The organism is Asticcacaulis sp. (assembly GCF_051954415.1).
Taxonomy (GTDB): domain Bacteria; phylum Pseudomonadota; class Alphaproteobacteria; order Caulobacterales; family Caulobacteraceae; genus Asticcacaulis.
The window spans coordinates 37,574-63,835 of the sequence record NZ_JBQCHT010000035.1; the positions used below are offsets into that span (position 1 = coordinate 37,574).

Consider the following 26,262-nt stretch of genomic DNA (forward strand, 5'->3'; position numbering starts at 1 on the left):
AAGAGTAAGAATATGAGCGACAAGCAACTCCTCCATCTCGTCATCGGCGGCGAACTGACCGACCTTAACGGCACCACCTTCAAGGATCTGAAAAAGATCGAGTTTGTCGGCGCCTATCCGAACAATGCCGAAGCCGTCCTGGCCTGGCGTTCCAAGGCGCAATCAACCGTTGATAACGCCCTGATGCGTTACTTCGTGATCCACGCCCACAAACTGATCGATCCGTCGACCGACGATCACAGCCATTAAATATAGAAAAGCCGCCGGATCATCCGGCGGCTTTTCTATTCCCGTTTCAATAACTTATCGGTTAGCAGGGTGCCCCACCAACTGGCCTTGAAGGTGGCTTTCAACTTGTTTGGATCGTAGTCAGGGCCTTGCGTCCAGTCCCAGAAGCTGATGCCCTGCGGCTCTATATCGCGCAGGTAAACCTCGAACACATAGTCGAGCACGCCGGTATGGCCAGCCTTCATGTGCAAGGTGCGCAGGCCCAGTTCCTTCGCTGAATCGCGGATCGAATGGCCCAGGTGAAAATGACGGTAGAGCACGCTCATCATGCCGGCGCGATCGGCGCCCGACTTGCAGTGCAGCAGGGCCGGATATTCGATGCGATCGAACAGCGCCTTCGCCTCACGGAACTCCGCTGCCGTCGGCAGGCTGCGCGAGGTCAGGCCGAAATCCTCCAGCTTGAGCCCCAGTTTCTCGCAAGCTTGTTTTTCAAGATAATAGAACGATCCCTTCCCGCCACGCAGGTTGATAACAGTCTTCACCCCCTGCTTTTTCCACCACGCCAGTTGGAACGGCCAGGGCTGGTTGGTGCGCACCATGTCCGGCCCGATCCAGTGGGCATTGGTGAAGCCGATTCGCAGGTAGGCGTGGTCAGCCCACAGATAATGCAGGTAGGTGGTGAACAGCCCCCACTTGGTATCCGTCGGAAACGGCTTCACATGCGATTTTTTAGGGAGCAGCTTCAAGAACGCCTCGACTGTGGATTCGCACTGCAAATAACACATAAACAGGCGACAGGTTTGAAGAAATCACGCATAAGCCTATATAATCGCTCACAAAGCTTTTTCCAGACGAACATGACTGACAACCCGATCACCGCCGCGACTGAAATGCGCACTTCCGCGCTCGTCGCCCGTGTCTGGTCGCAATATCTGGCGCCGCAAAAGGGTCTATTGTCATTCGCCATCGCCTGCGCCGTACTCGTGGCGGTGACCACGACCGTGGTCGTCGGCTGGCTCGATCCGGCCATCAATCTGCTGTTTCACGCCAACAGCGCCGACGATCGCATCACGCCGCATCTGCCGGCATGGATCACTGCGCATCCGCTGGTTTCCGTGCCCGCCGTGATTATCGTCTTCGGCCTGCTGCGTTTTGCCGGCCAGCGCGGCCTGACCACGACGCTGAACCGTGTTGGCAATCAACTGGTCGGCCGCATCCAGGAGCAACTGTTCTCCCGCCTCGTCCGCGCCGATCTCGGTCACCTGCAAAAAGCCCATTCCGGCCAGTACTTATCGTCGGTTCTTTATGATGCAGATCAGGTGCGCGATGCCGCCTCGACCGGGCTGGTGCAATATATCCAGGCGCTTTTGCTTGTCATCGGCAATCTCGCCTTCATGGTCTGGACCGACTGGTCGATGACCCTGCTGGTGCTGGTGGCAGGCCCCGTTATCGGCGCGGTCATGGGCAAGTATCTGAAAGCCACTCGCAAGGCCGCCCAGGGCGCCATGGCCGAGACCTCATCGCTTTCCACCGCCGTCATGGAAAGCCTGGATGGCGTCAAGATCGTCAAAATCACCAATCAGGAAGCCGCTGAAGAGGCGCGCGTCGGCGAAGTCATCAATCGCCGCCAGCGCTTCCTGATCAAGAGCGCCAATGCCCGCTCGATGGCCGCCCCGGCCACCGAAGTCCTGACCGCTTTCCTGCTGGCAGGTCTGCTGGCCTTTGCCGGCTGGCGCGCCCAGGCCGGGCATCTGACCGTCGCCGGCCTGTTCGCCTATGTCGCCGCACTGGGCACCGCCAGCCAGGCCCTGCGCCAACTGGCCGGACTGCAAGGCACCTTTACGCAAGGGCTGACCGCTGCCCGCCGCCTGTTCGCCGCGCTCGATATCGAACCGGAAATCGTCGATGCCACCAATGCCAAACCTTTGGGCCGCGATTTCAAGACCATCACCTTTGATCGTGCCGGCTTTACCTATGGTGAAGCGGCCGTGCTACGGGATGTCAGTTTCACCGCCAGAGCCGGAGAAAGCATCGCCCTGGTCGGGCCTTCCGGTTCCGGGAAATCAACATTGCTAAATCTGCTGCCGCGCTTCTATGACCTGACCGGCGGGGATATCCGTTTTGATGACCTCAGCCACCGCGATCTGTCGATCACATCCTTGCGCAGCCGCATCGCCCTGGTGACGCAAGACCCGTTCCTGTTCGATGATACCATCCGCGCCAATATCGCCTATGGCAATCCCCACGCCACGCCTGAGCAGATCGAACAGGCCGCCAGGGACGCCGCCGCCGATGACTTTATCACCGCCCTGCCTCAGGGCTATGACACCCGCGTCGGCGAAGCCGGTTCGCGGCTTTCCGGTGGCCAGAAACAGCGTATCGCCATTGCACGTGCCTTTCTGAAGGACGCCCCGCTCCTGCTGCTCGATGAGGCCACCTCGGCGCTTGATACCCAGTCCGAGATCAAGGTGCAGGACGCGCTGGAACGCCTGATGAAAGGGCGCACCACCTTCATGATCGCCCATCGTCTCTCCACTATTCGCCACGCCAGCCAGATTCTGGTGCTGGATCAGGGGCAAATCGTCGAGCGCGGCACGCACGACCAGTTGATCCGGGCCAACGGCCTCTATGCCAGCCTGGCCGCCACCCAGTTCGGCACTCCTGAGTTAACGTATAATGGCGCGGAGGCCGCGCAATGAAGGATATCCTCCAGTCGCCCTTCATGCAGGATCTGATCGCCGGTACGCTCGTCGGCTATCTGAAATTCTGTTACCGAACAACGCGCTGGACCATAGAAAATCAGGCCCCGCTTGAAGCCATCTGGGACGGCAAGGGGCCGGTCGTGCTGATGTTCTGGCATGGCCGACTGCATCTGGGCCATGCGTCGTGGCCACGCGATCGCGGTCAGCCGGTTTGTGTGCTGGCCTCGATGTCGAAAAGCGGCGAGGTCAGCATGAAGATCAATACCCGCTTCGGCTACCATTCGATTCGCGGTTCCTCGGCCAAGAAGTCCGATCCGACCAAGCAGAAGGGCGGCGCCCAGGCCTTCCGCGAACTGATCCGCTGGATCAGGGGCGACCGGGAGACTGGCGGTCGCTGCGTCGCCATGACGCCCGATGGTCCGCGTGGCCCGGCGCGGGTGATGACCGAAGGTTCGCTCAAGCTGTCGCAGATGTCCGGCGCACCGCTGGTCGTGCTCGGACAATCGACAAAGAACTACATGGAATTCAAGACCTGGGACCGGATGCGCATTCCCCTGCCCTTCTCACGCGGTGCCATGGTCTGGGGCGTACTGCCCGCCATTCCGGCCGATACCGATGAAATGGAGATGGAAGCCCTGCGCCTCAAGGCCGAGCAAGCCCTGACCGCGGTGACCGACCGTGCCGATGAAATACTCGGTCTTGTCCCGCAGGGGGCATCATGAGCCTGTCCTTATCCCTCTATCAACGGTTGATGGGCGCGGCGCACGTCATCGCACCGGGTCTGCTGCAAAGGCGTGTCCAGCGCGGCAAGGAAGATGCCGCACGCTGGCGCGAAAAGCTGGGCCAGACCGATCGCCCCCGCCCGGAGGGCCAACTCGTCTGGTTTCATGGCGTCAGCGTCGGCGAAAGCCTGTCCGTCCTGCCGGTCATCGTAGCCCTGTCGGTCGAGCGGCCGGACCTTAATATCCTGATCACCTCGGCCACCACCACCTCGGCGGATATCCTGGCCAGGCGCCTGCCCAAGGGCGTGATCCACCAGTACGCGCCGCTCGATACCCCCCAGGCAGTCACCGCCTTCCTCGATCACTGGCGCCCGGACCTGGCGGTTTTCATCGAAAGCGATATCTGGCCCACCCAGTTGCGTGAACTGACCCGGCGCGGCACGCCGCACGTCCTGCTAAGTGCCCGCATCACTGAAAAGACCTACAGGGGCTGGCAGCGTTTCAAGGGCGCCATGCGTTCGCTTCTGACGGGCTATACACTGGTCATGGCGCAGGACAAGGCCAGCGAGGATCGCCTGAAGGCTATGGGCATCACGCCGGGGCCGCGCGCCAATCTGAAGACCCTCGGCACCGCGCCGCCGGTCGATCCCAAGGCCCTGGCAGAGCTGAAAAAGCAGATCGGCAAACAGTTCGTCTATTTTGCCGCCAGCACCCATTATGGCGAGGACAGCCTGATCGCCAAGGCGCTGGAACCGGCCCTCTGGGGCGGCGACCTGCTGATCCTGGCCCCGCGCCATCCGATCCGCGCCGGCGAAATCCGGCTTGATCTCCAGGCGATGGGCCTGAAGGTGGCGCAGCGTTCGAAAAACGAGCCGATTACCAGCCAGACCCATGTCTATCTCGCTGATACCCTGGGCGAACTCGGCCTGTTCTTCTCGGTCGCCGGTATCACCCTCATGGGCGGCAGCTTCCTGGAGGATATTGGCGGCCACAATCCGCTTGAAGCCGCGCGCCTCGGTAAATGCGTCATTACCGGCCCGGATATCAGCAATTGGGCGGGCATCTATGCCGACCTGCTCGATGCCGACGCCGGTTTCCGCGTCAAGGGCACGGCCGAACTGGGCTTTCTGCTGAGCCAGCTTCGCCAGCATCCCGAAGTCGTGAAGGCCACCGACAAACGTGCCCTGGAGGTCAGCCGCAAGGAAGCCGACACGCTCGATGTTGTCTGGGCAGCGCTCGAACCATTGCTGCCGCCGAAAGCCGCGAAAAGCGCCCATGGCGATTAAGACCCCCGACTGGTGGTATAAGCGATACGCCGCCGGCGCGCCGTGGTGGCGTTTCCTGTTGTGGCCGCCGTCGCTGGTTTGGCTTGCGGTCAATGCGTTCAAGGCCGCCAATGCCCGCCCCTACCGCTCCTCGCTGTACGTTATCAGCGTCGGCAACCTGACGCTCGGCGGTTCCGGCAAGACACCGATCACCGGCGCCCTGCTCGGCCTGCTGGCGCCCGAAGCCGTCGGTCTGTCGCGCGGTCATGGCGGCAGCCTCCCCGGCCCGATCAATATTGATCCGCACACACATACGGCCGCCGAAGTCGGTGACGAACCCCTGATGCTGGCGCAGGACCATCCCTTCGTCATCGCCCGCGACCGCGCCGCCGGCCTGCGCCTGATCGAGAAGCACCGCAAGGCGCCGAAGCCAAAGATCGTCATCGTCGACGACGCCCATCAGAACCTGAAAATCGCCAAGGACCTGCATATCCTCGTCATCGATGGCGATACGCGCAACGGCGCCTGGCCGTTCGGTGATGGCGGCGTATGTCCCTATGGCCCGATGCGCGAGCCACTCAAACAGGGCCTGGCGCGCGCCGATATCTTTGTGTTGTGGGTGCCGGACGAAGAGGCCCAACCCGATCCGGACCTGATGACGCTGCTGGGCGATAAGCCGGTCTTTATAGCCCGGCTCCAGGCCCAGGCCCCGGCTATTTCTGCGCCGGTCTATGGCTTTGCCGGCATCGCCAAGCCATGGAAGTTCGAGACCACCCTGCGCAGCGCAGGCTATGATATCGCCGGTTTCGAGGGCTTTCCGGATCACGCCGCCCTCACTACCGCCGAACTGCAAACGCTGACGGCAAGGGCTTTGGCGTCTGGCGCCCAACTGATCACCACGCAAAAGGACTGGATCAAGCTTGATCCGGCCTGGCGCGCACGCATCGCCTGCCTGCCGATTACCGCAAGCTTCGATGACACTGCCGGCCTGCTGGCCCTGATCCGGGCGCGGCAGGGCTGACTTGCCTTCCATCGTCAATTGCGCTTAGAATGACGAAAATAATAACATAATGCCAAATAAACAATTTGGTCGGAGGAGATAGAGTGTTCAGTAAACTGGCAGGCACGGCCCTGGCTTTGGCCTTGTGCGCAGGGTTGATGGTTTCACCCGCAAAAGCGCAGACGCCATTTCAACCGCTCACGCCCGAAGCGCAGGTGGCGAAAATGGGCGCCGGCATCAATGTCATCGGCGGTTACGATGCGTGGTGGGATGGCGGTGAAACAAAATTCAGCCTCAGTGATTTCGACAAGATCCGCGCGGCTGGTTTTTCGACCGTGCGCATTCCCCTGTTCACTTTCAAGCATCTGGACAAGGACGGCCACCTGGATGCCGCCTATTTCAAGCGCATCGATCAGGTGGTCGATGCGGCCCTGGCCAATGGCCTGACCGTCATTCTCGATGAACATGATTTCGAGACCTGCGCCAAGGATGCCGATGCCTGCGCCACCAGCCTGAGCAATGTCTGGTATGAGTTGTCCGAGCATTTCAAGTCCGCCCCCAACAGCGTGATCTTCGAACTGCTTAATGAGCCGAATGGGCAGGTGGATGACAAGATCTGGAATTCCTGGCTGGTCGATCTGCTGGCGATTGTGCGCGAGACCAATCCGGAGCGCAATGTCATCATTGGCCCGACGCACTGGAACAGTCGCAACGACCTGGTCCTGCTGCAACTGCCGGAAAATGACCGGCATATCATCGTGACCTTCCACTATTACGATCCGTTCCACTTCACCCATCAGGGCGCCTCATGGGCCGATCCCGAAACCCAAAAGCTCAGCGGCATTCGCTGGCAGGGCAAGCCGGAGGAGGTGGCGGCCATCAATGCTGATTTCGACAAGGTTGCGGAATGGTCAAAGGCGTCGAACCGGCCCATTTTCCTGGGCGAATTCGGCGCCTACGACAAATTCGGCAAGCTGGAGGACCGCGCCCTGTGGACGCGAACCGTATCGGAGTCGGCCCACAAGCATGGATTTGCCACAGCCTATTGGTACTGGGACGGCGGTTTTGGTGTTTATGACGCCGAAAAGAAGGTATGGGTGAAGCCGATTCTGGATGCTCTCATACCCAAGGGTAAATAATGGTCGCGAAAGCGAAACGACAAATGGAAGACGTCGCCCTGGTGGACGGTGTCTCTTACCGCTGGCACATCCACCGGGAGCCGCAATGGGCTTCGGTGGATGGCGCCAAGGGGCTGTGCATTTCGGTGCAGCACGCCGAAAATCCGCAGAAGGTGCTGCTGCTGGAATATCCGTTCCCGAAGCCCAGCCGCCATGCCCAGCGCCCGAAGGTCGACAAGCGCGACGTCGCCATCCAGATCGGCAAGGCCATCGCCTATGGCTGGGAACCTGAATCGCGCGGTAAGCCGTTCACTTACATGATCGAAGGCTGACCTTTTAGCTCACCCGCCTTTAGGCCAGAGCTTTGAGGCGAGTAGCAGGAGGTTAGCGCCGCAGGTACACTTGTACCTGCAAGCGATGCCGACGCACTAGAGCGGTATGAGTTTTAGCTGAATCGGGATTCCCAAATCAGCGATATTTTGATTCACTACCTTCAGCCGTTTTTTGCTGGAGGCAGTGATGGGTCGTCCTTTGTCCATGGACCTGCGTGAGCGCGCGGTAGCGCGTGTTCAGGCGGGAGAAACAACGCGTTCAGTTGGCGAGGCGCTGGGCATTGCCCCGTCGAGTGTCGCGAAGTGGTGGCAACGCTTTCGAGAGACTGGGAGTGTTTCACCGGGTCAGATGGGCGGGCATAGGCCACGGATTTTGAGCGGCGCGAACCGCGACTGGCTTCTTGAACGTGCGCAGCGTGACTTCACGCTTTGGGGCCTGGTGCATGAACTCGCGGAGCGCGGCGTGAAGGTCGACTATCATACGGTATGGACCTTCGTGCATGACGAAGGCTTGAGCTTCAAAAAAAAGCGTTCTGCCCAGCGAACAGGATCGCCCTCTGGTTCAGCGCCGACGCCAGCAGTGGAAGATGTATCAGGGGCGTCTTGATCCAAGTCGCCTTGTCTTCATTGATGAAACATGGGCCAAAACCAACATGTCACCCCTGCGCGGCTGGTGTCGGAAGGGACAACGGTTAAGGGCCAAAGCCCCATTCGGGCACTGGCAGACCATGACCTTTATCGCGGCCTTACGCTGTGATCGGATAGATGCGCCATGTGTCTTCGACGGCCCGATCAATGGCCGGGGCTTCGTCGATTACGTAGAACAGTGCCTGGTGCCCGTGCTCAAGCCGGGCGACATCGTCATCCTCGACAACCTCTCAAGCCACAAGGCTAAAGCCGCTCGTAAAGCTATCCGCAGAGCCGGCGCACGGTTGCTTTTCCTGCCCCCGTACAGCCCCGATCTCAACCCGATCGAACAGGTCTTCTCCAAGCTCAAACATCTCATGAGGAAGGCGGCGGAGCGAACCAAAGAAACCGTCTGGAGGAAGATCGGAAAACTCATTGATCGATTTCCTCCAGACGAATGCGCAAACTACTTCAGGAACTCAGGCTATGCTTCCACTTAAAGTCATAACGCTCTAGTGGCCATCTAGCGTCTAAATTGGCAGATTTTATTGAATTTTTCAAACATTCGCGGACTTTGGCGAACGAGGTAGTGGTGCCGCTTAGGTGACTCGAACACCTGACCCCCTCATTACGAATGAGGTGCTCTACCGGCTGAGCTAAAGCGGCCCGGAAACAGCGTCGCGGCGCGTGGCCTGCGAGCAGGCGCGTTCATTACACAGGTCTTGGCGGCTTGCCAAGAGCCTAAAAGCTATTTCTTTGTGCGCGGCGATGTGCGGCGCGGGCGAGCCGTCTTGACCTGCGGCACCGCAATCACATCCAAATCCTGGCCGGTAATCGCCGTATCGTAATCGCCCGGATCATCCGGTTGCGGAATCGGGCTGATCTTGCCACCCGCCGTTTTGCGCGCCGCCTTGATGAACGGCATGGACGGCACATAGCGCGACGACAGGTCCGGCACTTCCGGCAGGCCTTTTTCACCGCGTTCATAACGCGGATGGGCCAGGGTGGCGTTGCGGGCAAAGGTCAGGATGAGATCGCTCCAGTCCGAGGCGCTATAGGCAAACGCATTGCCCTCGGCATCGATATCCGACCACTCAGGCTCGCCCTTGGCCAGGGCCGCCTGCGCCACCCAGGTACGGGCCCCATCGAGGTCGCCCAGGGCTTGAGCTCCACGCGACATCAGGCCGCTTACGCGCTTGGTCAGCTTGTCTTCCGTGGCGTCATCGGCCAGGACCGCCATGGCGGTGGTGATGTCGGGTTTCGATCCGGCCAGCAGGGCGCGTTCCAGTTGCAGCATCCGGCTTTCGCGGTGGCTCTTGTTGCGGTCGATCAGCCCCTGCAGGCGGCGGGCGCGTTCCTTCGGCGTCTCGCTGGAAACGAGGTCGCGGTAGGTCAGCCAGATGGCCGGATGCGGCTGGGCGCCCCAGGCCGCTTCCAGCACATCCTCGGCGCGGCCCACTTTTTTCGCCCTGTTCAGCAGGCGCGCGGCGATGATCGCCGCCGGCGTGAAGGCCGGTTGCAGCTTGGCCGCGCGCAGGGCGTAATCGAGCGCCTGGTCGCGCATCTGGGCGTCGTCAGAGGTTTCAAGCCGCGCGGCAGAGGCGGCCATCAGCGATGCCTTGGCACGCTCGGAGAAGATCGGCGATATCAGCTTACGGTTCAGGGCGCCATCGATCAGATCGAGCGCTTCAGCCCACTCGCCGGCTTCGAGACGGGCCTCGAACAGAGTCTCAAAAGCCCACATGGCCGGTTTTGACTGGTTGTAGGCTTCGGTGGCCAAACGGATCGCTTCTGTCTTTTCGCCCTGGCCTTTTGCCAGTTGCATAAGGCCCTTGAGGCCGGCCAGCTTCAGTTCAGGCACATTCAGCATGGCGGAATAGGCCGTTTTGGTCGCCGCGTCGTCGCCGGACTGTTCGGCGGCCATGGCGGTCAGGATGCGGACGAGCGCGACATTATCGCAGACGTCAAGCGCCTTGGCGGCCTGACGGCGGGCCTCGGCGCCATCACCATTGGCCACGGCCAGGAAGCCGCGCGTGAGGGTCTCGTCACCCTGTTTGCGGCGGGCACGGGCGCGGGCGCGTTCGGCGCGCTGTGGCGAGCGCGACAGCCACAGGGCGATGTTCCAGAAGCTGACGGCGCAGAAGGCCATGACGCCGACGATGATAATGGCCGCCGACGCCGATGTATCGATGCGATAACCGAGCCAGACGAGCGACGCCTGACCGGCATCGCCGATACCGGCAATGGCCAGGGCCACCAGGGCAATGATACCCAGCAGGATAAGAACGGTCCGGGTCACAGGACGCCCCCATTGGTCAGCGGCGCCGACGAGCTGGCGGTCATCTGGCTCAGACGGTTGAGCGCGGTTTCCGAAAGGCGGCGTGTGGTGTCATCGACCAGCACACGGGCGCGCGCCTCCTCCAGCCAGGGAGACAGGGCCTTTTGCGCTGCAGGTGAAAGCGTATCGAGATAGGCGACGGCGCCTTTGAGATCGCCGCTGTTCAGCCGGATTTCAGCGCGTTCGAGTATGGCTTCCGCGCCCTGCCCGCCCGGATTGCCGATGCGCCGCACCGAGATGAAGCCCCCGAGCGCGTGGCGAATCTTGTCGAAGAGGCCAGTCTTGCCGTCATCAGCATGGGCGGCGATATTGGCGCGGGCGGCGACAGAGGGGAAGGTGACGGCCAGGGCCACCGCGCTCGGCACACCCTTTTCGGCATAAGGTCGCAAGGTGGCGGCCACGGCCGGATCGTTCAGCGCCGGCTCGGCCACGGCCAGTTCGGACAGGAAAGGCTTTTCATCCTGCGCCGCCAATTGCAGGCTGCGCGCGGCATAGGCGGCGGCCGTGGCCTTGACCAGTTCGCGCTGGGCGGCCTCGACGCGATCGAGACGCGCGGATAGTTGCGCCAAGGCTGTAGGGTCTGGCGCATAATAGGGTTGCGCCGGAGCCGCAGGAGCGCCTTCAACCGGATGAAGCTGGCTTTGCAGGGCCAGAAGCTGGCCTTGCAGTTGCGCAATCTGGGCATCCTTGTCGGTAGCCACGGCCGGGGCGCTGACGGCCGGCACCGGCGCGGTGGTGGCGACGGTCGGCTTTTTCTGGTGCGTCAGCCCCCAGAAGACGGCAAAAATGGCGATCAGGACGAACACGGATGGCAGGATGAAAAAAGCCATCAGACGTGCGATATTGGTGGTCTTCGGATCGGCCCAATCTTGAGTCTCTATGGCCTGGCCCTCGGCATTGATGTCGCTGGTATTTAGCGGGTCGCTCATATCATCCGTCCGTCTCTAACAGTCTCAGCATGGCGGCTTCATCGGGCGTCTCGGCAATGCGCCGGTCCAGGCCCGCAGCCACAGCCTGCCTGATTTCCGGTGCCGTGCTTTGGCGCAAACCCGCTTCCACGCCCTGCCATGCCGCTTCAGAAATACAGATAAAGCGGAGATTGGGAAAGCAAAGTTTATCGTGCCAGGCCATCACGGCCTCGGCGATGGCGCGGCCGGCCTTGGGCGATTGCACCAGGATGTGGCGGATGCGCGGCAGATCAGACGGATTCAGGCGCGGCACCACGCCTTGCGTTTTGTAAACCGCCGCCTCGCTAACCTGAAAGCCATCGGCGCGCAGGGCCTTGCCGAGGGCTGCCGCCGGCTCGGCCGGCGCGGCATAGAAAAGACGGCTGTGGCGATCGGCAGTCTGGCGAATCAATTCGACGAGCGCCTTGCCGTCGGCGCCGGCGCTGATAACTGGCTGAAAGCCCTTTTCGCGTGCCGCCTGGGCGGTGGCGTCCCCCACGCACCAGGCCGTCAGCGCGCGGCGGCTGCACAGGGCTGAGAAAGCGTTCAGGCCATTGCGACTGGTGAAGATAACCGCATCGAAACTGTGCGGATCGATGATCGGCTTCAGCGCCTGAATCTTCAGCACCGGCGCGACAAGGGTGTGATATCCCAAAGCTTCGACCGCGCGGGCGGTCCGGCGGGCGCCTTCGGTGGTGCGCGTAACCCAGACGAGAGGCGCGCGATCCGTCATCCCTAGCCGCCGATCTGAATCAGATCAGGCCCGGCCTCGACCTTGATCTCGACGCCGAGCCGCAGGCCGAGATTGCGGGCGCTGAGGGCATTCGGATGGGCCAGGGTTTCCCGCCTCTGCCAGCGGGTACGGCCATCGGCGCTCAGGGCCTCGACGAACAGCGACAGGGTATCGCCATCGATCATCGCATAGGCGCCCACCGCTGTGCGGCAGGAGGCTTCCAGCGCTTCCAGCGCGCCGCGTTCAGCCTGAACGGCAAGGAAGGTCGGTTCGTGATGCAGCTTGCGCATCCATTCGGCGCCGAGGTCATCGGAGCGGCACTGCACGGCCAGCGCGCCCTGGCCGGGGGCGGAGGCATGGATATCGGCGTCAATAAAGGAGCGGATATGGTGCGACAGCCCCATGCGGTTCAGACCCGCCGCCGCCAGCAGCATGGCGTCACAGTCGCCGGCAGTCAGCTTGGCCAGACGGGTATCGACATTGCCGCGGATCATCACAATTTCCAGATCGGGCCGCAGGCTGAGCATCTGCGCCTGACGCCGCAGGCTGGCCGTGCCGAGTCGGGCGCCGGCGGGCATGTCTTCGACGGTTTCATATTTCAGGCTGATAAAGGCATCGCGCGGGTCTTCGCGCACCGGTATGGCGCAAAGACTGAGACCGGGAATATCGGCGGCCGGCATATCCTTCAGCGAATGGACGGCGACATCTATATCGCCACGCAGCAGGGCGTCCTCGATTTCCTTGGTGAAAAGCTGTTTGCCGCCCGCCTCGATCAGTCTGCGATCCTGAATGCGGTCGCCCTGGGTGGTGATGATGGTCAGGGGCGCGATGTCACTGGCGTTTTCAGGATCTTCGCCCATCAGGGCCACGATCTGCCGCTGCACCCAGCCGCATTGGGTCAGGGCCAGTTTCGATCCGCGTGTACCGATTTTCAGCTTGCTCATGCGCCTTCACTAGCACTTTGTCATGCAGGATCAATGCAAAAGACTTGGCAAAGTACTTGACGGGCGACCATATGACGGGATGTAGAAGCCCCATGACACACACCCTCACCGTTTTAGGCATCGAATCTAGCTGCGACGAAACCGCCGTGGCGGTGGTGCGCCGTGATGCGGGGGGCACACAAGTGCTGTCATCGGTGATCCACAGTCAGGTGATGCAGCACAAGGCATTCGGCGGCGTGGTGCCGGAAATCGCCGCGCGCAGCCATGTAGAAACCATCGACGACCTGGCGCGGCAGGCGCTGGCAGAGGCCGGTGATCCTGCGCTTGATCTGGTGGCGGCCACTTCCGGTCCCGGCCTGATCGGTGGGGTAATGGTGGGGCTTTCCTTCGCCAAGGGCTTTGCCCTGGCGCGCGATTTGCCGCTGATTGGCATCAACCACCTGGAAGGCCATGCCCTTTCCGCCCGCCTTACCGAGGATGTGCAATTTCCGTTTTTGCTTCTGCTGATTTCCGGCGGTCACTGCCAGCTTCTGAGCGTCAAAGGTGTCGGCGATTACGAGCGCCTCGGCACCACGATCGATGACGCAGCGGGCGAAGCCTTCGACAAGATAGCCAAGGTGCTGGGCCTTGGTTATCCCGGTGGCCCCGCATTGGAAGCCTGCGCCAGGACCGGCGATGCGACACGCTTTACCCTGCCGCGTGCCCTGCTGGGTCGCAAGGATTGTGATTTCTCCTTCTCCGGCCTAAAGACCGCTGCCGCCCTGATCGCCCATGCCGAGGTCAAGACCGAACAGGACCGCGCCGATCTCTGCGCCGGTGTGCAGGCAGCGATTGCCCGGCAACTGGTGGAGCGTTCCGACCGGGCCATGAAGCTGTTCAAGGCGGATAATGACGTTGAAACACCCGCTTTTGTGGTGGCCGGCGGCGTGGCGGCCAACCAGGCCCTGCGCGCGGCTCTGACGGCCACAGCGGAAAAGAACGGCTTCTCACTAAAGGCCCCGCCGCTGAAATACTGCACCGATAATGCCGCCATGATCGCCCTGGCGGGGCTTGAACATTATGTAAAGCTGGGCAAGGGTGCGCTCCCCGACATAGAGACGGGCATGAGCACCATCGCGCGGCCGCGCTGGCCGCTCGATGAGACGAGCGCCGCCAATGCGCCGATCCATAAATATCCCGGCCGCAAGGGAGCGAAGGCGTGACGATACAAACCTTTGAAAAGGTAGGCGTGATCGGCGCGGGCGCCTGGGGCACGGCGCTGGCGCAGGTGGCGACACTCGGCGGCAACACTGTCATCCTCCATGCCCGCGAGGCCGAGGTGGTCGCCTCGATCAATGCGCAACACGAAAACAGTCTCTATCTCGGCGGGGTCAAGCTGTCGGCCGATATTACCGCCACCAGCGACTTCGCCGACCTGGCGGCGTGCGACCTGATTCTGGCCGTGCCGCCGGCCCAGTTCATGCGCGCGACCCTGACCGCCTTCAAGCCCTGGGTGCGCGACGGCCTGCCGGTGGTGCTGTGCGCCAAGGGCGTCGAACGTGGCAGCGACGCCCTGATGACCGAGGTGCTGGAAGACGTCCTGCCCAAGGCCAGCGCCGGCGTGCTGGCGGGGCCGAATTTCGCCAAAGAGGTGGCCATGGGGCTACCGTCGGCGGTGACTATCGCCTGCGAGGATGAGGCGCTCGGCGCGCGGATTGCCGCCACCCTGGCCGGGCCGACCTTCCGGCCCTATCAATCTACCGACCTGATCGGCGCCGAGGCCGGTGGCGCCATCAAGAACGTCATCGCCATCGCCTGCGGCATCGCCGAGGGCAAGGGCCTGGGCCGCAATGCCCATGCCGCCCTGATCACCCGCGGCTTCGCCGAAATGTCGCGCATGGCGATGGCTTTAGGCGCCCGCTTCGAGACCATGTCGGGCCTGTGCGGTCTGGGCGATCTGGTGCTTACATGTAGCTCGCCGCAATCACGCAATATGAGCGTCGGCCTGGCGCTCGGCCAAGGGCAAACCCTGGCGCAGTTTCTTGAAGGCAAGGTATCGGTCGCGGAAGGCGTCCAGTCGGCGCCCGCCGTGGTCGATCTTGGCCGCAGGCACAAGGTCGAACTGCCCATCTGCGAGGCCGTCAATGCTGTGCTGACCGGCGAAATGGATGTCTCCCGCGCCATCGAGGCGCTGCTGTCGCGGCCGCTGAAAAGCGAGCGGGCTTAGACGAAGCTTATATGAAAAATAAGAGCCTCATTATCAACGCCTCTTTCTTCGTAATTGCAGCAGCTTTTGCGACCGCCTTTGGCTATTTTCAAATACGTGGCGACGACCTGAAACACGACCCGATCGTCTTTTGGATTACGCTTACTGGCGGAATTGTTGGACTGTTATCTGCGGCAATTAGTCTCTTCTGGACTTTTCGTTTTATCTATTTGGCTCTCAAAAAGTGTCTTTCATTGTCAGTATTCATAGTGCTAATTGCACTTGATCTCGTTAAATATGCTGTTTTGGTTTTAGCGTTGATTAACAACAACCTTGCCTACAACGTCTTATGGCCGCTTCTAACGGCTATAGAAGTCGTATTTTATGCGCAACGAGTAAAATCCGCTCCTTGAGATTTATGTCGTAGGCTTATCAGCCCCTAGGCTCGCCACCCCCAGCAATCGTATACGATCACAAAATGTTGCAGCGCGATATTTTGTGATGACAGCGCTGTCAATGTGGTGCAGCCTCGGTTTGCCACGCCCCCTCTTTGGGCCGTGGCGCGCTATAAACCGCAACCCTGAACTTTGTGAGTGTGTCCCATGATGAAATCCGTCTCTCTCCTCGCCGGCGCCGCCCTGCTGGCCGCATCCGTTTCCGTTGTTCCGGCCTTTGCCGAAGGCAGCTTCAGCAACCCGTCGTCGCATAGCTGCACCACCGCCCAGGAAGAGGCCGTTGGCAAGCCCATCGCCGATGCGGCCGCCGACAAGGTGCGCGACAGCGCCCCCGCCCAAAGCAAGCGCCTGATCAAGGTCGAAGGCTGCAAGGTCAATAACGGCGTCGTCAGCACCTGGTTCACCTACAACTACGTTTCGAACAATGTCGCCTATGCCGTTGACGGTAAAGCAAAAGTCGATGCGACCGGCGCGGTCGAACTGGCACAGATCGAAAAGCCAGGCATCATCTATGCGTCCATCGACAGCAATTATGTCGAATAGGACCTGATACCCTGAGGAAAATAAAATGGCGCCGGTCGCTTAAGCGGCCGGCGCCATTCTTTATAACTACAGAAAATTCAGAGCGGCAGCTTGCTGACGGCATCGGCATTCGCGCCCACACGATCGGTACGGCGACGCGACGGGCGGTTGCCCTGCATCGAGCGGCGCATCGACTGCATGACCAGCGGCGCCATGACCAGGGATATGCCGAACGCATCGGCCAGCCAGTCGGGCACATTGCCATCGCGGCCCACCATGGCCTGCACCACTTCGATCAGGCCGCCGACGGCCAGGCAGATCAACGCCACGTCCCATTTGCGGATCTTCGGCAGGGCCAGCAGGCTTAAGCCCGTCAGGGCATAGAAGGCCAGTACGTGCGCCTCCTTGTCGGTGAAGCCGACCTTCTCTTCCAGACCGCCGAACGGCCCAAAGACCAGAATGGCAATGGTCAGGGTCAGCACAGCCAGGCAGGTACGGACAAGCAGGGTCATTTTGGCGGCGCGGGACATCTGGGGCAGCAAGGGGAACTCCATCGGTTGATGCCGGCACCTTAGTGAAAGTAAGCAAAAACGCGGTGAACAGACGTGGTTAAAACTTTATTTGCTTGCAGGATTGCATCCGGCGGTTAGTCTCGCCGGAAACAGATTGGAGACCTCCATGCTCAAGCGCCTGCTTCTGACCGGCACCGCCGCCCTCTTCCTGATCGGCGCCGCCCCCATCACCCAGCAGGGCAGCTCCACCCAGGCGTCTCCGCAGGAAGTCCTTGATGCCGCGCCGGCCAGCGCCTGGCTGACCGTATCGCCTGAAGATCTGGTGGTGATGACCCTGGCCGACGGTCATCAGGTCGAATACCAACTGGCGCCTGATTTCGCCCCCGTCCATGTCGCCAATATTCGCCAGTTGGTGCGCTCCGGCTATTTCGACGGCGCCTCGATCCTGCGTGTGCAGGATGCCTATGTGGTGCAATGGGGCCGTCCGGACGAGGACAAGACCGAGGCGAAGGGGATAAATCCCACGCCACCCGCGGAATATGAATTCGTCCCGCCGGCCGATTTAAAACCATTCCCCTATCGTGACGCCTATGCTGAGCGAGTTGGTCACGTCAAATCCTGGCCGGTGGCAAGCGACGGCAAAACGGACTGGCTTATCCATTGCTACGGCATGATCGGCGTGGCGCGCGACGTGGCGCCCGATACCGGTTCCGGCACACAGCTTTACACCGTGATCGGCCACGCACCGCGCCATCTCGACCGCAACCTGGCCGTGGTCGGCCGCATACTTGGCGGCATGGAGTTCCTGACCGACCGGCCGCGCGGCACGGAGGAACTGGGCTTTTACAAGGATGACAGCCAGCGCATCAAAATAATCTCCGCGAAAATGGCGGCAGACCTGCCGCCAGCCGAACGCCCGGTTTTCCAGGTGCTGGACAGCGACAGCCCGACCTTTGCCGCGTGGGTGAAGGCGCGTGCCAATCGTTCCGGCGCGTTTTTCGTCAAGGCTGCCGGCGCGGTCGATATCTGCAATGCGCAGGTGCCGGTTCGGACAGCACAATAATCAACTTTCGCGCGCCTTTTACAATCTTGAATTGCTCAGAATCTGTTTAGATGGAATTTTCGCCCTTCTGGCGAATATAGATCAATGTTCGCGGCCAGCGAGTGACCAATATACACGCCAAACTTGTTACGGTACGCAAACAATTTCACGCGGTCAGCTTTCTGCCGTCTCTGCATAAAAATGCAGCGACACAAAAGTTACTTTCGTTTATTTAAACGCATGACCAGTATTTATTTCCTTTACTGAATATAAAAATCCGTATCCGATATACGTAAAAAGTATCCGCTATATATTTATAGTTCAGTAAACCGCCCGTTAACCTTACACAGCCTAGCCTGCACCAGATCCGGAAGAGTAACCGTGTCAGGGGCGTGAGGCGTATCATGTTTTTCAAAAAGACCGACCAGACCGATACCAAGGCCATCATCGACGCCCTCCACGCTTCGCAGGCCGTCATCGAATTCACGCCGTCGGGCGAGATCCTGACCGCCAACAGCAACTTTCTCAACACCGTCGGCTACAGCCTGGGCGAGATTACCGGCCAGCATCACAGCCTCTTCTGCGATCCGGAATATATAAAAACACCGGATTACCGCCAGTTCTGGCACGACCTGGCGCAGGGACATTTTGCGTCCAATACCTTCAAGCGCTTCGGCAAGGGCGGCCGGGTCATCTGGCTCCAGGCCACCTATAATCCGATCCGTGATGAGGCCGGCAAGGTGATCAAGGTCATCAAGTTCGCCTGCGATATCACTGAGTCCCGGCTGCGCGAGCTCGATGTCAACGGCAAGATCGAGGCGATCAGCCGCGCCCAGGCCGTCATCGAATTCACCCCGACCGGCACCATTCTTACCGCCAACCCGAATTTCCTGGCAGCCGTCGGCTATAGCCTTGACGAAATTGAAGGCAAGCACCACGCCATGTTCTGCGAACCGGATTATGTGCAATCAGCGGCCTACCGCCAGTTCTGGGAAAGCCTGGGACGCGGCGAATACCAGGCCGCCGAATACCGCCGTCTCGGCAAGGGCGGACGCGACATCTATATCCAGGCCACCTATAACCCGATCTTCGACGACACCGGCGCGGTGGTGAAGGTGGTCAAGTTCGCTACCGATGTCACGGACACCGTGAAGCGGCGCATCCGCGGCGCCGAACTTAACAGCGAACTGGGCGTGGTGGTTGGCAGTATTTCCGAAGCCCACGAGAAGGCCGGCATCGCCGCCAGCGCCTCGACCGAGACGGGGGCCATGATCCACAGTGTCGCCGCCGCCTCGGAAGAACTGGCGCAGAGCGTGCGCGATATCTCCAACAGCATGGGCCATGCGCGTGGCAGCGTGGAAGGCGTGTTCAAGCATACCGAAGTCGCCAACACCTCGGCCGAATCCCTCAATAAGTCGGCTACCTCCATGACCATTGTGGTGACCCTGATCCAGGATATCGCCGGCCAGATCAACCTGCTGGCGCTCAACGCCACCATCGAATCCGCCCGTGCGGGAGAGGCCGGCCGCGGCTTCGCCGTCGTCGCCTCGGAGGTCAAGTCCCTGGCCAACCAGGCGGCGCGCTCCACCCAGACCATCGCCGCCGAAATCGCCAATATGCAGGCGGTGACCGGCGAGGTGGTCGGCGCGCTCGGCCTGATTTCCAGTTCGATGAATGAAGTGCTGGGCAATGTCACCTCGGTGGCCGGCACGCTGGAACAGCAGAGCGCCGCCACCAGCGAAATCACCGCCAACATGCAGGCGGCCGTCACGGCGGTCAGCGAAATCAACGAAAGCCTGGAAAATATCAGCCACACCTTTGCCCACGTGGCGGAGGAATCCGGGCGCGTGAAGCAGGAAATGGACAGTCTGGCGGCATAAAACGCGGCCACTAACCGATTATATACATAACTGCGCTATGGTTGTACCCGCCGCCGCCAGAGGGCGGGAGACAGGTGCAGGGTATTGGTGTCCGGTTTATTGCTTTTTCAGCGCGTAATGAATATCTTCCGGGTGCCCTCTGGCAATGCGGAGCTGTCGCGTGCCCAGTATGATGCCTTCGCCAAGCAGATCCCCCTGCTTTACCTGCTGCTGACGACCAATACGATTGCCGTTGCCACAAGCTATGTGAACGTGGCCCCCTTCTGGCTGACCGTGGGCCTGCCGGCCGTGCTGTGCCTGATGTGCATTCTGCGACTGGTCAAGTGGCTCAATCGCTCGCGCAAAAAGCCGACGGACGAGATGGTCCTAAAACAGTTGCGCCAGACCAACCGCCTGGCGATTGTTATCGCGGCTGCCTTCACGGCCTGGGGGCTTATCCTCTATGGCTATGGTGATGCCTATGCGCACGGCCATGTCGCCTTTTACATGGCGGTGACCGTCATCGGCTGCATCTTCTGCCTGATGCACATGCGCTCCGCGGCGATTATCGTGACCCTGATCGTCAACATTCCCTTCATTATCTTCTTCCTTCTGCAACCGCAGACGAGCCTGAAGGCCATGGCGCTCAACCTGGTCTTCGTCTCGGCCGCCATGATCATCGTCCTGCTGGTCTATTCGCGTGACTTCGCGCGGCTGGTGGAATCGCGCAGCGAAACGCGCCGGCTCGGCGACGAAAATTTCCGCATCGCCAATCTCGACGCCCTGACCGGCCTGGCCAACCGCCGCTGGTTCTTCGCCGAACTGACCAAACAGCACGAGCGGGCCCAGACGACCGGCGCGGCCTTTGCCATCGGCATCATCGATCTCGACGGCTTCAAACCGGTCAATGATACCTATGGCCACATGACCGGCGATCGCGTCCTGACCGAAGCGGCGCAACGCCTGAAGGAGGCGTGCGGCGACGACATCATCCTGGCGCGCCTCGGTGGCGACGAATTTGGCTTTATTATTTCCGGCAACCCGACACGCGATGAACTGCGCTGGCTGGGCGCCGCCATCAGCGATATTATCCGCCTGCCCTACGCCGTCGGCAGTTCGCAGGCGATGCTGGGTTCCTCTATCGGCGTCGCCGGCTATCCGCAATCGGCCGCCGATCCGCAGGCCCTGTTTGAACGCGCCGACTATGCGCTTTACCACGCCAAGCGCCACCAGCGCGGCCAGATGGTCATCTTTTCCGCGGAGCACGAGGAACAGATCCGCAGCCACAGCGTCATCGAGCAGGCCCTGCAAAACGCTGATCTCGATGCCGAACTGTCCATGGTTTTCCAGCCGATCGTCGACATTAATTCTGGCCAGGTCCGCGCCTTCGAGGCCCTGGCGCGCTGGCAAAGCCCGACTCTGGGCCATGTCAGCCCCGATCGCTTCATCCCCGTGGCCGAGCGCGCCGGACATGTGCGCGGCGTCACCAAGACCCTGCTGAAAAAGGCGCTGGCGGCGCTGGCGCAATGGCCGGCGGACATCCGCATGTCGTTCAACCTGTCGGCGCACGACCTGTCGGATTCGGAAACCGTGGTGCAGATCATCGCCATCATCAACCGCAGCCGGGTCGATCCGAAACGCATCGATTTCGAAATCACCGAGACCGCCGTCGCGCACGATTTCAAGCAGGCGGTGGCGGCGGTCCAGACCCTCAAGGCGCTGGGCGCGGGCATTTCGCTCGATGATTTCGGCACCGGTTATTCGTCCTTAAGCCACGTCCACCGCCTGCCGCTCGACAAGATCAAGGTCGACCGCAGTTTCATCACCGATATCGGCTCAAACCCGGTCAGCCTCAAGATCGTCAAATCTCTGACGGCCCTGTGTGCCGATATGGGCCTGGACTGCATCATCGAGGGCGTGGAAACGGCGGCGCAACTGGCGACCCTGCGTGATCTCGGCTGCCGAATGGTGCAGGGTTATTATTTCGCCAAACCGATGACGGAAGCAGAGGTGCCGGAATTCCTGGCCACGGCGGAAGAAAAGCGAGCCTGACCAAATCCGTGATCAGCCGAAGACCGACTTCAGAATCTGGGTGGTCCGTTTTGCCGGATCACGGCGGATGGCGGTCTCCTCTCGCCCGACAAAGATGAACAGGCCCTGTAAAGCCAGGCCCGTGACATATTGCCCGAGATAGGTCTTGGCGTCGGTCTGGAAATAGGATTTCAGGTTGTTGCGCTTGATCGCCCGGTCGAAATAATCGACCGCACCGCTGGCCTGCATGGCGTTTTCCATCGGCGGGGTAAAAGCGGCGGTGAGGGCCGGCGTCGTCTTCTTTTGCAAATAGAGCGTGCCGGCCGTATTGCCGCCCCTGATGATGCCCACCGCGTCATTGATGGTCAGGGTCTGGATGGCGTTGATGAACAGGCCGCGTGCCACCGGCGCGGCATTTTCAGCGGCGCGGTTCATGCGCAGGTGCAGGTCATCGAGCAGGCCGGACTGGCCCAGCGGCTTCAAAAGCTTTTGCGCACTGGCGAGGGTCTTCGGCAGGGGAATGCGGATCTGCGGATCCCCCCAGTAGCCATTGGTCTGGGAGAGATGCGTCACCGCCGTATCCGCACCCTGCTGTAATGCGGCGCGCAGGCCGGCCTGCGCATCCGCATTGGACAGTTTTGCCAGGGCATCCTGCGCAAAACCCATCGCCCCCAGGCTCACAACGCCCGTCAGTAAAAACCGCCTGTCCATTCCACCCTCCGCTGTTCTTGCGTCAAATCTACAGCAAATCGGCGGCCTGTCGCGTGCCTTTTCAGTGCATATGCGAGGTATTTAGGTGACACCAGGCGTATTTATGCCGCACTGCCGTTGTGCAACCTGGCGTAAAGCATTAACCTTTCGCAAAGTGGCTGTTGATTTCGCGGCGGAAAGCTTCGGGGGCGTGGAGTGAAGCGGGGGGCTATCTATTTTACGGGTCTTGTGGCGTTGGTCGCTCTGGCCGCCCTTGTCCTGCCCCGTGCAGGCCGAACCGTCGAGACGCGCCTGCAATCGGAAATGGATCTGGCCCTGGCCGACCGGGGCCTGACTGATATCGAGGCCCGCATAGACGGCCAGACGGTGATCCTTGCCTGCCGCCTGCCATCCGGTGATGAGGCAACACTCTGCCTCGCCAAGGATCTTAAGCCGGCCATTGAGGCCGTCAAAACCCTGCCGGGGGGCTATGGCCCGGTTCGGGGGCCGGTGACCCGGATCAGGATCGCCCCATGATCTACCTGGTCTATGAACTGCGCGGCGCCATAGTGATCGCCCTGTGCCTCGGCATTGCCTGCGGCTTCGCCGAACGCTGGATCAGCCGGAAAAGGCGCCGACGTCCATGATTTTGCTTATATTACAAGGCTTCCTCATCCTGCTGGCCGCCTTTGTGATCGGCCTGCCGATCGGCGACTGGCTGGCACGCGGTCTGCGCGACCGCCTGAGGCGGCCGCGACCGGAAACCGAACGCCTTTTGGCCATGATAGCCAATTCGGCGCCCGCAGAAGTGCCGCCAACCGAACCCGCCCCGTCCCTGACCTATCCGGTTTCCACGTTCGGCAACACAACCATATCCGTGCCCGTCCGCAGAGATACGCTCTAAGCTTATGTTTTAGCACTCAATCCACTTATTTGACGGTCGCTTCCGCCGCTTGTTCGGTAATGGAGGCATCGTACTGCTGTGGAAGATAGGGGACTTATTCCCCCATTTACTGCTTGCGAAAAATACGCCTCAAATCAGAATTTCCGGCAAGGACATAGCCTTGCTCAGTTCGCGGCAAGGCGATTTACAATCCCTTGACCATGGCGCGAATGTAGAGAAAATTCTCGTTGAGTACCCCATTCTAACCCGCCCCTGAAGTCAGTAGATTCGACAAGGAAGCCACATTGCGTCTGTATTATTTCACGACCGTCGAACACGGCTTGGCAGCTATTCGGGATCAAAGACTAAAAATCGCTCTTATAGACAAACTCAATGATCCATTTGAACTTATGATTGCCGATTTGTCTCACCTAGAAGAACGGAGAATGTTCTACAAATACAAAGATCAAGTCGCGTCAGAGGTTGGCATATTGTGTTTAAGTGATAGCTGGAAAAACCCTACGATGTGGGGGCATTATGCCGCCAAACATACAGGCATTTGCCTAGGTTTCGATGTTGCCCCTGAGGCAACCCTCAAAGTTACCTACCTTAAGGAAAGACTGGCTCAATCTCGTGAAGAATTGCGGGATGAAATGGCAAAAGAGCCTGAAAAATTTATAGATAAACTAATCTCGCACAAACATGCCGACTGGGCATACGAGACCGAATATCGAATACTTTGCCATATTAAAAACAAGCGTGGGGAAAGCGGTTTATATTTCGAGGAAATTGGCGGCTATATAAAGCTCGCAGAGGTTATTATTGGACATAAATCTATAGTTACATTCCCGGAAATACGTCGTGAAATCGCCAAAATTGCTCAAAATGTAGGCCTATTTAGAGCAGACCTACACCCTACTAAATACGAAATGGTCGCAAACGTTTTATAAGGATTACTTCTTCAACTGCCCCAGGTCACGCACGGCACCGGTATCGGCCGAGGTGACCAACGCCGCATAGGCTTGCAACGCCTTGGAGACATAGCGCTCGCGGTTCTTCGGCGTATAGGCATCCGTGCCGCGATGCTCTTCAGCGGCGCGGCGTTCGGCGATCTCGCGGTCCGACAGCACCAGATGGATGGTGCGGTTGGGGATATCGATCTCGATTAGGTCGCCGTCCTCCACCAGGGCGATCAGGCCGCCGGCCGCCGCTTCCGGCGAGGCATGGCCGATCGAAAGGCCGGAGGTGCCGCCGGAGAAACGGCCATCGGTCAGCAGGGCGCAGGCCTTGCCCAGGCCCTTGGATTTCAGATAGGTGGTCGGGTAAAGCATTTCCTGCATCCCCGGCCCGCCCTTGGGCCCTTCGTAGCGGATGACCACGACATCGCCCTCGACGATCTGGTTGTTGAGGATCGCCGTCGTCGCCGAGTCCTGGCTTTCAAACACCCGCGCCTTGCCGGTGAAGGTCCAGATCGATTCATCGACCCCAGCGGTTTTCACGATGCAGCCCTTTTCGGCGATATTGCCGTAGAGCACCGCCAGGCCGCCATCCTTGGTGAAGGCGTTCTCGACCGAGCGGATCACGCCGGTCTGGCGGTTGGTGTCGAGTTCGTCCCAGCGCTTCGATTGCGAAAAAGCCTGCGTCGTGCGCACGCCGCCCGGCGCCGCCTTGAAGAATTCAGCGACAGAGGAATCGTTGGACGACTTGATATCCCAGTGGGCCAGCGCCGCCGCCAGGGTGGGCGAATGGACCGTCGGTTGTTCGCCATGGATCAGGCCGCCGCGATGCAGTTCGCCCATGATGCCGACGATGCCGCCGGCGCGGTGGACATCCTCGATATGTACGTCCGATGACGCCGGCGCTACCTTGCAGATGCACGGTGTCTTGCGCGAAATCCGGTCAATGTCCTGCATGGTGAAATCGACGCCGGCTTCCTGGGCGGCGGCCAGAATATGCAGCACCGTATTGGTGGAGCCGCCCATCGCCACATCGAGCGTCATGGCGTTCTCGAAGGCTGCCTTGGTGGCGATGGAGCGCGGCAGCACCGAGGCGTCGTCCTGGCCATACCAGCGCTCGCACAGGTCGACGATGGTGCGGCCGGCTTCGCAGAACAGGCGCTCACGATCAGAGTGGGTGGCCAGCGTCGTGCCATTGCCCGGCAGGGAGAGGCCAAGCGCTTCGGTCAGGCAGTTCATCGAATTGGCGGTGAACATGCCCGAACACGAGCCGCAGGTCGGACAGGCGGCTTCTTCCACGGCCTGCACCTGGGCGTCGGAAATGCGGTCATCGCCGGCCTGCATCATGGCGTCGACCAGATCGAGCGCGTGGGTCTTGGCCTTGCCGCTTTCATCGGGCCAGACCACCTTGCCGGCTTCCATCGGGCCGCCGGAGACGAAGATGACGGGGATATTGATGCGCAGGGCGGCATTCAGCATCCCCGGCGTGATCTTGTCGCAGTTGTAGATGCAGACCATGGCGTCGGCGCAGTGGGCATTGACCATGTATTCGACGCTGTCGGCGATGATGTCGCGCGAGGGCAGCGAATAGAGCATCCCGCCGTGGCCCATGGCGATGCCGTCATCGACCGCGATGGTGTTGAATTCCTTGGCGACGCCGCCGGCCTTCTCGATCTCGCGCGCTACAAGCTGGCCGAGATCCTTCAGGTGGACGTGGCCCGGCACGAACTGGGTAAAGGAGTTGACGACCGCAATGATCGGCTTGGAAAAATCCTCATTCTTCATGCCGGTGGCCCGCCAGAGCGCCCGAGCGCCCGCCATGTTGCGGCCGAAGGTGGTGGTGCGGGAACGTAAGGCGGGCATGACAGAGCACTTTCCAAAAAGTGTGACGCACTTTTTGGGCTAAAAAGTGCGGTAAAACGAAAACCCGTTACCTGTGTAAGCAAATATAGGAGAAACAAGGCTTTGCGGGATGGGGGTCTATATAGTCCTCATCCGATTTTAGGCAATGATTTTGTATCTGCGGCAAGAAAGTAAGAAACCACACCACCGCATCTAGCGCTAACGCGCGTCGTGCGGTCCCCCTCCCCGACAAGTCGGGGAGGTATAAGATTTTAGCCCACTTATACCTCCCCAGTTTTACTGGGGAGGGGGACCGCGCCGAAGGCGTG

The 26,262-nt window shown here is 60.6% G+C and carries 26 protein-coding genes and 1 tRNA gene; 18 read left to right on the top strand and 9 right to left on the bottom strand.

Annotation, left to right across the window (positions count from 1 at the left end; genetic code table 11):
* Positions 1–12 precede the first annotated feature (12 nt).
* Positions 13–249 carry a DUF4170 domain-containing protein gene (locus ACTHND_RS12995; protein ID WP_440178375.1) on the top strand — a complete coding sequence of 79 codons (237 nt, stop codon included), beginning with the start codon at positions 13–15 and terminating at the stop codon, positions 247–249.
* A 35-nt stretch (positions 250–284) separates the two neighbouring features.
* On the opposite strand, the gene ACTHND_RS13000 is transcribed toward ACTHND_RS12995, so the two are convergent.
* Complete coding sequence (locus ACTHND_RS13000; RefSeq protein WP_440178376.1) at positions 285–947, bottom strand: fused DSP-PTPase phosphatase/NAD kinase-like protein; 663 nt, start codon at positions 945–947, stop codon at positions 285–287.
* 138 nt (positions 948–1,085) lie between these two features.
* Between ACTHND_RS13000 and ACTHND_RS13005 the strand changes: the two genes are divergently transcribed.
* The 7 genes from ACTHND_RS13005 to ACTHND_RS13035 all read left to right on the top strand — a co-directional run bounded on the left by ACTHND_RS13005 (position 1,086) and on the right by ACTHND_RS13035 (position 8,494).
* Positions 1,086–2,927 (top strand): ABC transporter ATP-binding protein, encoded by a 1,842-nt coding sequence (locus tag ACTHND_RS13005; RefSeq protein WP_440178377.1) that lies wholly within the window; start codon positions 1,086–1,088, stop codon positions 2,925–2,927.
* Complete coding sequence (locus tag ACTHND_RS13010) at positions 2,924–3,652, top strand: lysophospholipid acyltransferase family protein (protein WP_440178378.1); 729 nt, start codon at positions 2,924–2,926, stop codon at positions 3,650–3,652. The genes ACTHND_RS13005 and ACTHND_RS13010 overlap by 4 nt, the downstream gene beginning before the upstream one ends.
* Complete coding sequence (locus ACTHND_RS13015) at positions 3,649–4,938, top strand: 3-deoxy-D-manno-octulosonic acid transferase (protein WP_440178379.1); 1,290 nt, start codon at positions 3,649–3,651, stop codon at positions 4,936–4,938. Before ACTHND_RS13010 ends, ACTHND_RS13015 begins: the two co-directional genes overlap by 4 nt.
* Positions 4,928–5,938, top strand: coding sequence for a tetraacyldisaccharide 4'-kinase (gene lpxK, locus ACTHND_RS13020; RefSeq protein WP_440178380.1), 1,011 nt, complete (start codon positions 4,928–4,930; stop codon positions 5,936–5,938). Before ACTHND_RS13015 ends, lpxK begins: the two co-directional genes overlap by 11 nt.
* A gap of 83 nt (positions 5,939–6,021) precedes the next feature.
* The gene (locus ACTHND_RS13025; protein ID WP_440178381.1) at positions 6,022–7,056 is read left to right on the top strand and encodes a glycoside hydrolase family 5 protein; all 1,035 of its coding nucleotides are present in this window, start codon (positions 6,022–6,024) and stop codon (positions 7,054–7,056) included.
* A gap of 23 nt (positions 7,057–7,079) precedes the next feature.
* Positions 7,080–7,367, top strand: coding sequence for a hypothetical protein (locus ACTHND_RS13030; RefSeq protein WP_440178382.1), 288 nt, complete (start codon positions 7,080–7,082; stop codon positions 7,365–7,367).
* A 187-nt stretch (positions 7,368–7,554) separates the two neighbouring features.
* A protein-coding gene (locus ACTHND_RS13035) for an IS630 family transposase (RefSeq protein ID WP_440178383.1) occupies positions 7,555–8,494 on the top strand; the annotation gives its coding sequence in 2 pieces (ribosomal slippage) (positions 7,555–7,887 and positions 7,889–8,494; 939 coding nt in all).
* Between the two features lie 90 nt (positions 8,495–8,584).
* Here ACTHND_RS13035 and ACTHND_RS13040 read toward each other — a convergent pair.
* The 5 genes from ACTHND_RS13040 to hemC form a co-directional block, all read right to left on the bottom strand.
* Positions 8,585–8,660 (bottom strand) — tRNA-Thr (locus tag ACTHND_RS13040).
* 82 nt (positions 8,661–8,742) lie between these two features.
* Entirely contained in the window at positions 8,743–10,293 is a 1,551-nt protein-coding gene (locus ACTHND_RS13045; protein ID WP_440178384.1) for a heme biosynthesis protein HemY, read from the bottom strand.
* Entirely contained in the window at positions 10,290–11,261 is a 972-nt protein-coding gene (locus ACTHND_RS13050; protein WP_440178385.1) for a COG4223 family protein, read from the bottom strand. Before ACTHND_RS13050 ends, ACTHND_RS13045 begins: the two co-directional genes overlap by 4 nt.
* Before the next feature lies 1 nt (position 11,262).
* Positions 11,263–12,012 carry a uroporphyrinogen-III synthase gene (locus ACTHND_RS13055; RefSeq protein ID WP_440178386.1) on the bottom strand — a complete coding sequence of 250 codons (750 nt, stop codon included), beginning with the start codon at positions 12,010–12,012 and terminating at the stop codon, positions 11,263–11,265.
* Positions 12,013–12,014: 2 nt separating this feature from the next.
* Complete coding sequence (gene hemC, locus ACTHND_RS13060) at positions 12,015–12,956, bottom strand: hydroxymethylbilane synthase (RefSeq protein ID WP_440178387.1); 942 nt, start codon at positions 12,954–12,956, stop codon at positions 12,015–12,017.
* 71 nt (positions 12,957–13,027) lie between these two features.
* On the opposite strand from hemC, the gene tsaD reads away from it, so the two are divergent.
* The 4 genes from tsaD to ACTHND_RS13080 all read left to right on the top strand — a co-directional run bounded on the left by tsaD (position 13,028) and on the right by ACTHND_RS13080 (position 16,139).
* The gene (gene tsaD / locus ACTHND_RS13065) at positions 13,028–14,158 is read left to right on the top strand and encodes a tRNA (adenosine(37)-N6)-threonylcarbamoyltransferase complex transferase subunit TsaD (RefSeq protein WP_440178388.1); all 1,131 of its coding nucleotides are present in this window, start codon (positions 13,028–13,030) and stop codon (positions 14,156–14,158) included.
* Entirely contained in the window at positions 14,155–15,162 is a 1,008-nt protein-coding gene (locus tag ACTHND_RS13070; RefSeq protein ID WP_440178389.1) for an NAD(P)H-dependent glycerol-3-phosphate dehydrogenase, read from the top strand. The genes tsaD and ACTHND_RS13070 overlap by 4 nt, the downstream gene beginning before the upstream one ends.
* Before the next feature lie 11 nt (positions 15,163–15,173).
* Positions 15,174–15,554 (top strand): hypothetical protein, encoded by a 381-nt coding sequence (locus ACTHND_RS13075; RefSeq protein ID WP_440178390.1) that lies wholly within the window; start codon positions 15,174–15,176, stop codon positions 15,552–15,554.
* Between the two features lie 189 nt (positions 15,555–15,743).
* Positions 15,744–16,139 carry a hypothetical protein gene (locus ACTHND_RS13080; RefSeq protein WP_440178391.1) on the top strand — a complete coding sequence of 132 codons (396 nt, stop codon included), beginning with the start codon at positions 15,744–15,746 and terminating at the stop codon, positions 16,137–16,139.
* 77 nt (positions 16,140–16,216) lie between these two features.
* Here ACTHND_RS13080 and ACTHND_RS13085 read toward each other — a convergent pair whose 3' ends face one another.
* Complete coding sequence (locus ACTHND_RS13085; protein ID WP_440178392.1) at positions 16,217–16,660, bottom strand: VanZ family protein; 444 nt, start codon at positions 16,658–16,660, stop codon at positions 16,217–16,219.
* Between the two features lie 136 nt (positions 16,661–16,796).
* Between ACTHND_RS13085 and ACTHND_RS13090 the strand changes: the two genes are divergently transcribed.
* The 3 genes from ACTHND_RS13090 (at position 16,797) to ACTHND_RS13100 (ending at position 21,583) form a co-directional block, all read left to right on the top strand.
* Positions 16,797–17,693 (top strand): peptidylprolyl isomerase, encoded by an 897-nt coding sequence (locus ACTHND_RS13090; RefSeq protein ID WP_440178393.1) that lies wholly within the window; start codon positions 16,797–16,799, stop codon positions 17,691–17,693.
* A gap of 383 nt (positions 17,694–18,076) precedes the next feature.
* The gene (locus ACTHND_RS13095) at positions 18,077–19,552 is read left to right on the top strand and encodes a methyl-accepting chemotaxis protein (protein WP_440178394.1); all 1,476 of its coding nucleotides are present in this window, start codon (positions 18,077–18,079) and stop codon (positions 19,550–19,552) included.
* 117 nt (positions 19,553–19,669) lie between these two features.
* Positions 19,670–21,583, top strand: coding sequence for a putative bifunctional diguanylate cyclase/phosphodiesterase (locus tag ACTHND_RS13100; protein ID WP_440178395.1), 1,914 nt, complete (start codon positions 19,670–19,672; stop codon positions 21,581–21,583).
* A gap of 12 nt (positions 21,584–21,595) precedes the next feature.
* On the opposite strand, the gene ACTHND_RS13105 is transcribed toward ACTHND_RS13100, so the two are convergent.
* Positions 21,596–22,273 (bottom strand): DUF4197 domain-containing protein, encoded by a 678-nt coding sequence (locus tag ACTHND_RS13105; protein ID WP_440178396.1) that lies wholly within the window; start codon positions 22,271–22,273, stop codon positions 21,596–21,598.
* A 195-nt stretch (positions 22,274–22,468) separates the two neighbouring features.
* Here ACTHND_RS13105 and ACTHND_RS13110 point away from each other — a divergent pair, with 195 nt between their 5' ends.
* The 3 genes from ACTHND_RS13110 (at position 22,469) to ACTHND_RS13120 (ending at position 24,085) form a co-directional block, all read left to right on the top strand.
* A complete protein-coding gene (locus ACTHND_RS13110) occupies positions 22,469–22,789 on the top strand; it encodes a hypothetical protein (protein WP_440178397.1) in 321 nt (106 codons plus the stop codon).
* Positions 22,790–22,895: 106 nt separating this feature from the next.
* Complete coding sequence (locus ACTHND_RS13115) at positions 22,896–23,156, top strand: hypothetical protein (RefSeq protein ID WP_440178398.1); 261 nt, start codon at positions 22,896–22,898, stop codon at positions 23,154–23,156.
* 284 nt (positions 23,157–23,440) lie between these two features.
* The gene (locus tag ACTHND_RS13120; protein WP_440178399.1) at positions 23,441–24,085 is read left to right on the top strand and encodes a DUF2971 domain-containing protein; all 645 of its coding nucleotides are present in this window, start codon (positions 23,441–23,443) and stop codon (positions 24,083–24,085) included.
* 3 nt (positions 24,086–24,088) lie between these two features.
* Here ACTHND_RS13120 and ilvD read toward each other — a convergent pair whose 3' ends face one another.
* Positions 24,089–25,954, bottom strand: coding sequence for a dihydroxy-acid dehydratase (ilvD, locus tag ACTHND_RS13125; RefSeq protein WP_440178400.1), 1,866 nt, complete (start codon positions 25,952–25,954; stop codon positions 24,089–24,091).
* Positions 25,955–26,262 lie beyond the last annotated feature (308 nt).

Coding starts and splice junctions, on each gene's coding strand:
- ACTHND_RS12995 (WP_440178375.1), top strand. CDS start 13: ATGAGCGACAAGCAACTCCTCCATCTCGTCATCGGCGGCGAACTGACC.
- ACTHND_RS13005 (WP_440178377.1), top strand. CDS start 1,086: ATGACTGACAACCCGATCACCGCCGCGACTGAAATGCGCACTTCCGCG.
- ACTHND_RS13010 (WP_440178378.1), top strand. CDS start 2,924: ATGAAGGATATCCTCCAGTCGCCCTTCATGCAGGATCTGATCGCCGGT.
- ACTHND_RS13015 (WP_440178379.1), top strand. CDS start 3,649: ATGAGCCTGTCCTTATCCCTCTATCAACGGTTGATGGGCGCGGCGCAC.
- lpxK (WP_440178380.1), top strand. CDS start 4,928: ATGGCGATTAAGACCCCCGACTGGTGGTATAAGCGATACGCCGCCGGC.
- ACTHND_RS13030 (WP_440178382.1), top strand. CDS start 7,080: ATGGAAGACGTCGCCCTGGTGGACGGTGTCTCTTACCGCTGGCACATC.
- ACTHND_RS13050 (WP_440178385.1), bottom strand. CDS start 11,261: ATGAGCGACCCGCTAAATACCAGCGACATCAATGCCGAGGGCCAGGCC.
- ACTHND_RS13055 (WP_440178386.1), bottom strand. CDS start 12,012: ATGACGGATCGCGCGCCTCTCGTCTGGGTTACGCGCACCACCGAAGGC.
- hemC (WP_440178387.1), bottom strand. CDS start 12,956: ATGAGCAAGCTGAAAATCGGTACACGCGGATCGAAACTGGCCCTGACC.
- tsaD (WP_440178388.1), top strand. CDS start 13,028: ATGACGGGATGTAGAAGCCCCATGACACACACCCTCACCGTTTTAGGC.
- ACTHND_RS13075 (WP_440178390.1), top strand. CDS start 15,174: ATGAAAAATAAGAGCCTCATTATCAACGCCTCTTTCTTCGTAATTGCA.
- ACTHND_RS13080 (WP_440178391.1), top strand. CDS start 15,744: ATGATGAAATCCGTCTCTCTCCTCGCCGGCGCCGCCCTGCTGGCCGCA.
- ACTHND_RS13090 (WP_440178393.1), top strand. CDS start 16,797: ATGCTCAAGCGCCTGCTTCTGACCGGCACCGCCGCCCTCTTCCTGATC.
- ACTHND_RS13095 (WP_440178394.1), top strand. CDS start 18,077: ATGTTTTTCAAAAAGACCGACCAGACCGATACCAAGGCCATCATCGAC.
- ACTHND_RS13100 (WP_440178395.1), top strand. CDS start 19,670: ATGAATATCTTCCGGGTGCCCTCTGGCAATGCGGAGCTGTCGCGTGCC.
- ACTHND_RS13105 (WP_440178396.1), bottom strand. CDS start 22,273: ATGGACAGGCGGTTTTTACTGACGGGCGTTGTGAGCCTGGGGGCGATG.
- ACTHND_RS13115 (WP_440178398.1), top strand. CDS start 22,896: ATGATTTTGCTTATATTACAAGGCTTCCTCATCCTGCTGGCCGCCTTT.
- ilvD (WP_440178400.1), bottom strand. CDS start 25,954: ATGCCCGCCTTACGTTCCCGCACCACCACCTTCGGCCGCAACATGGCG.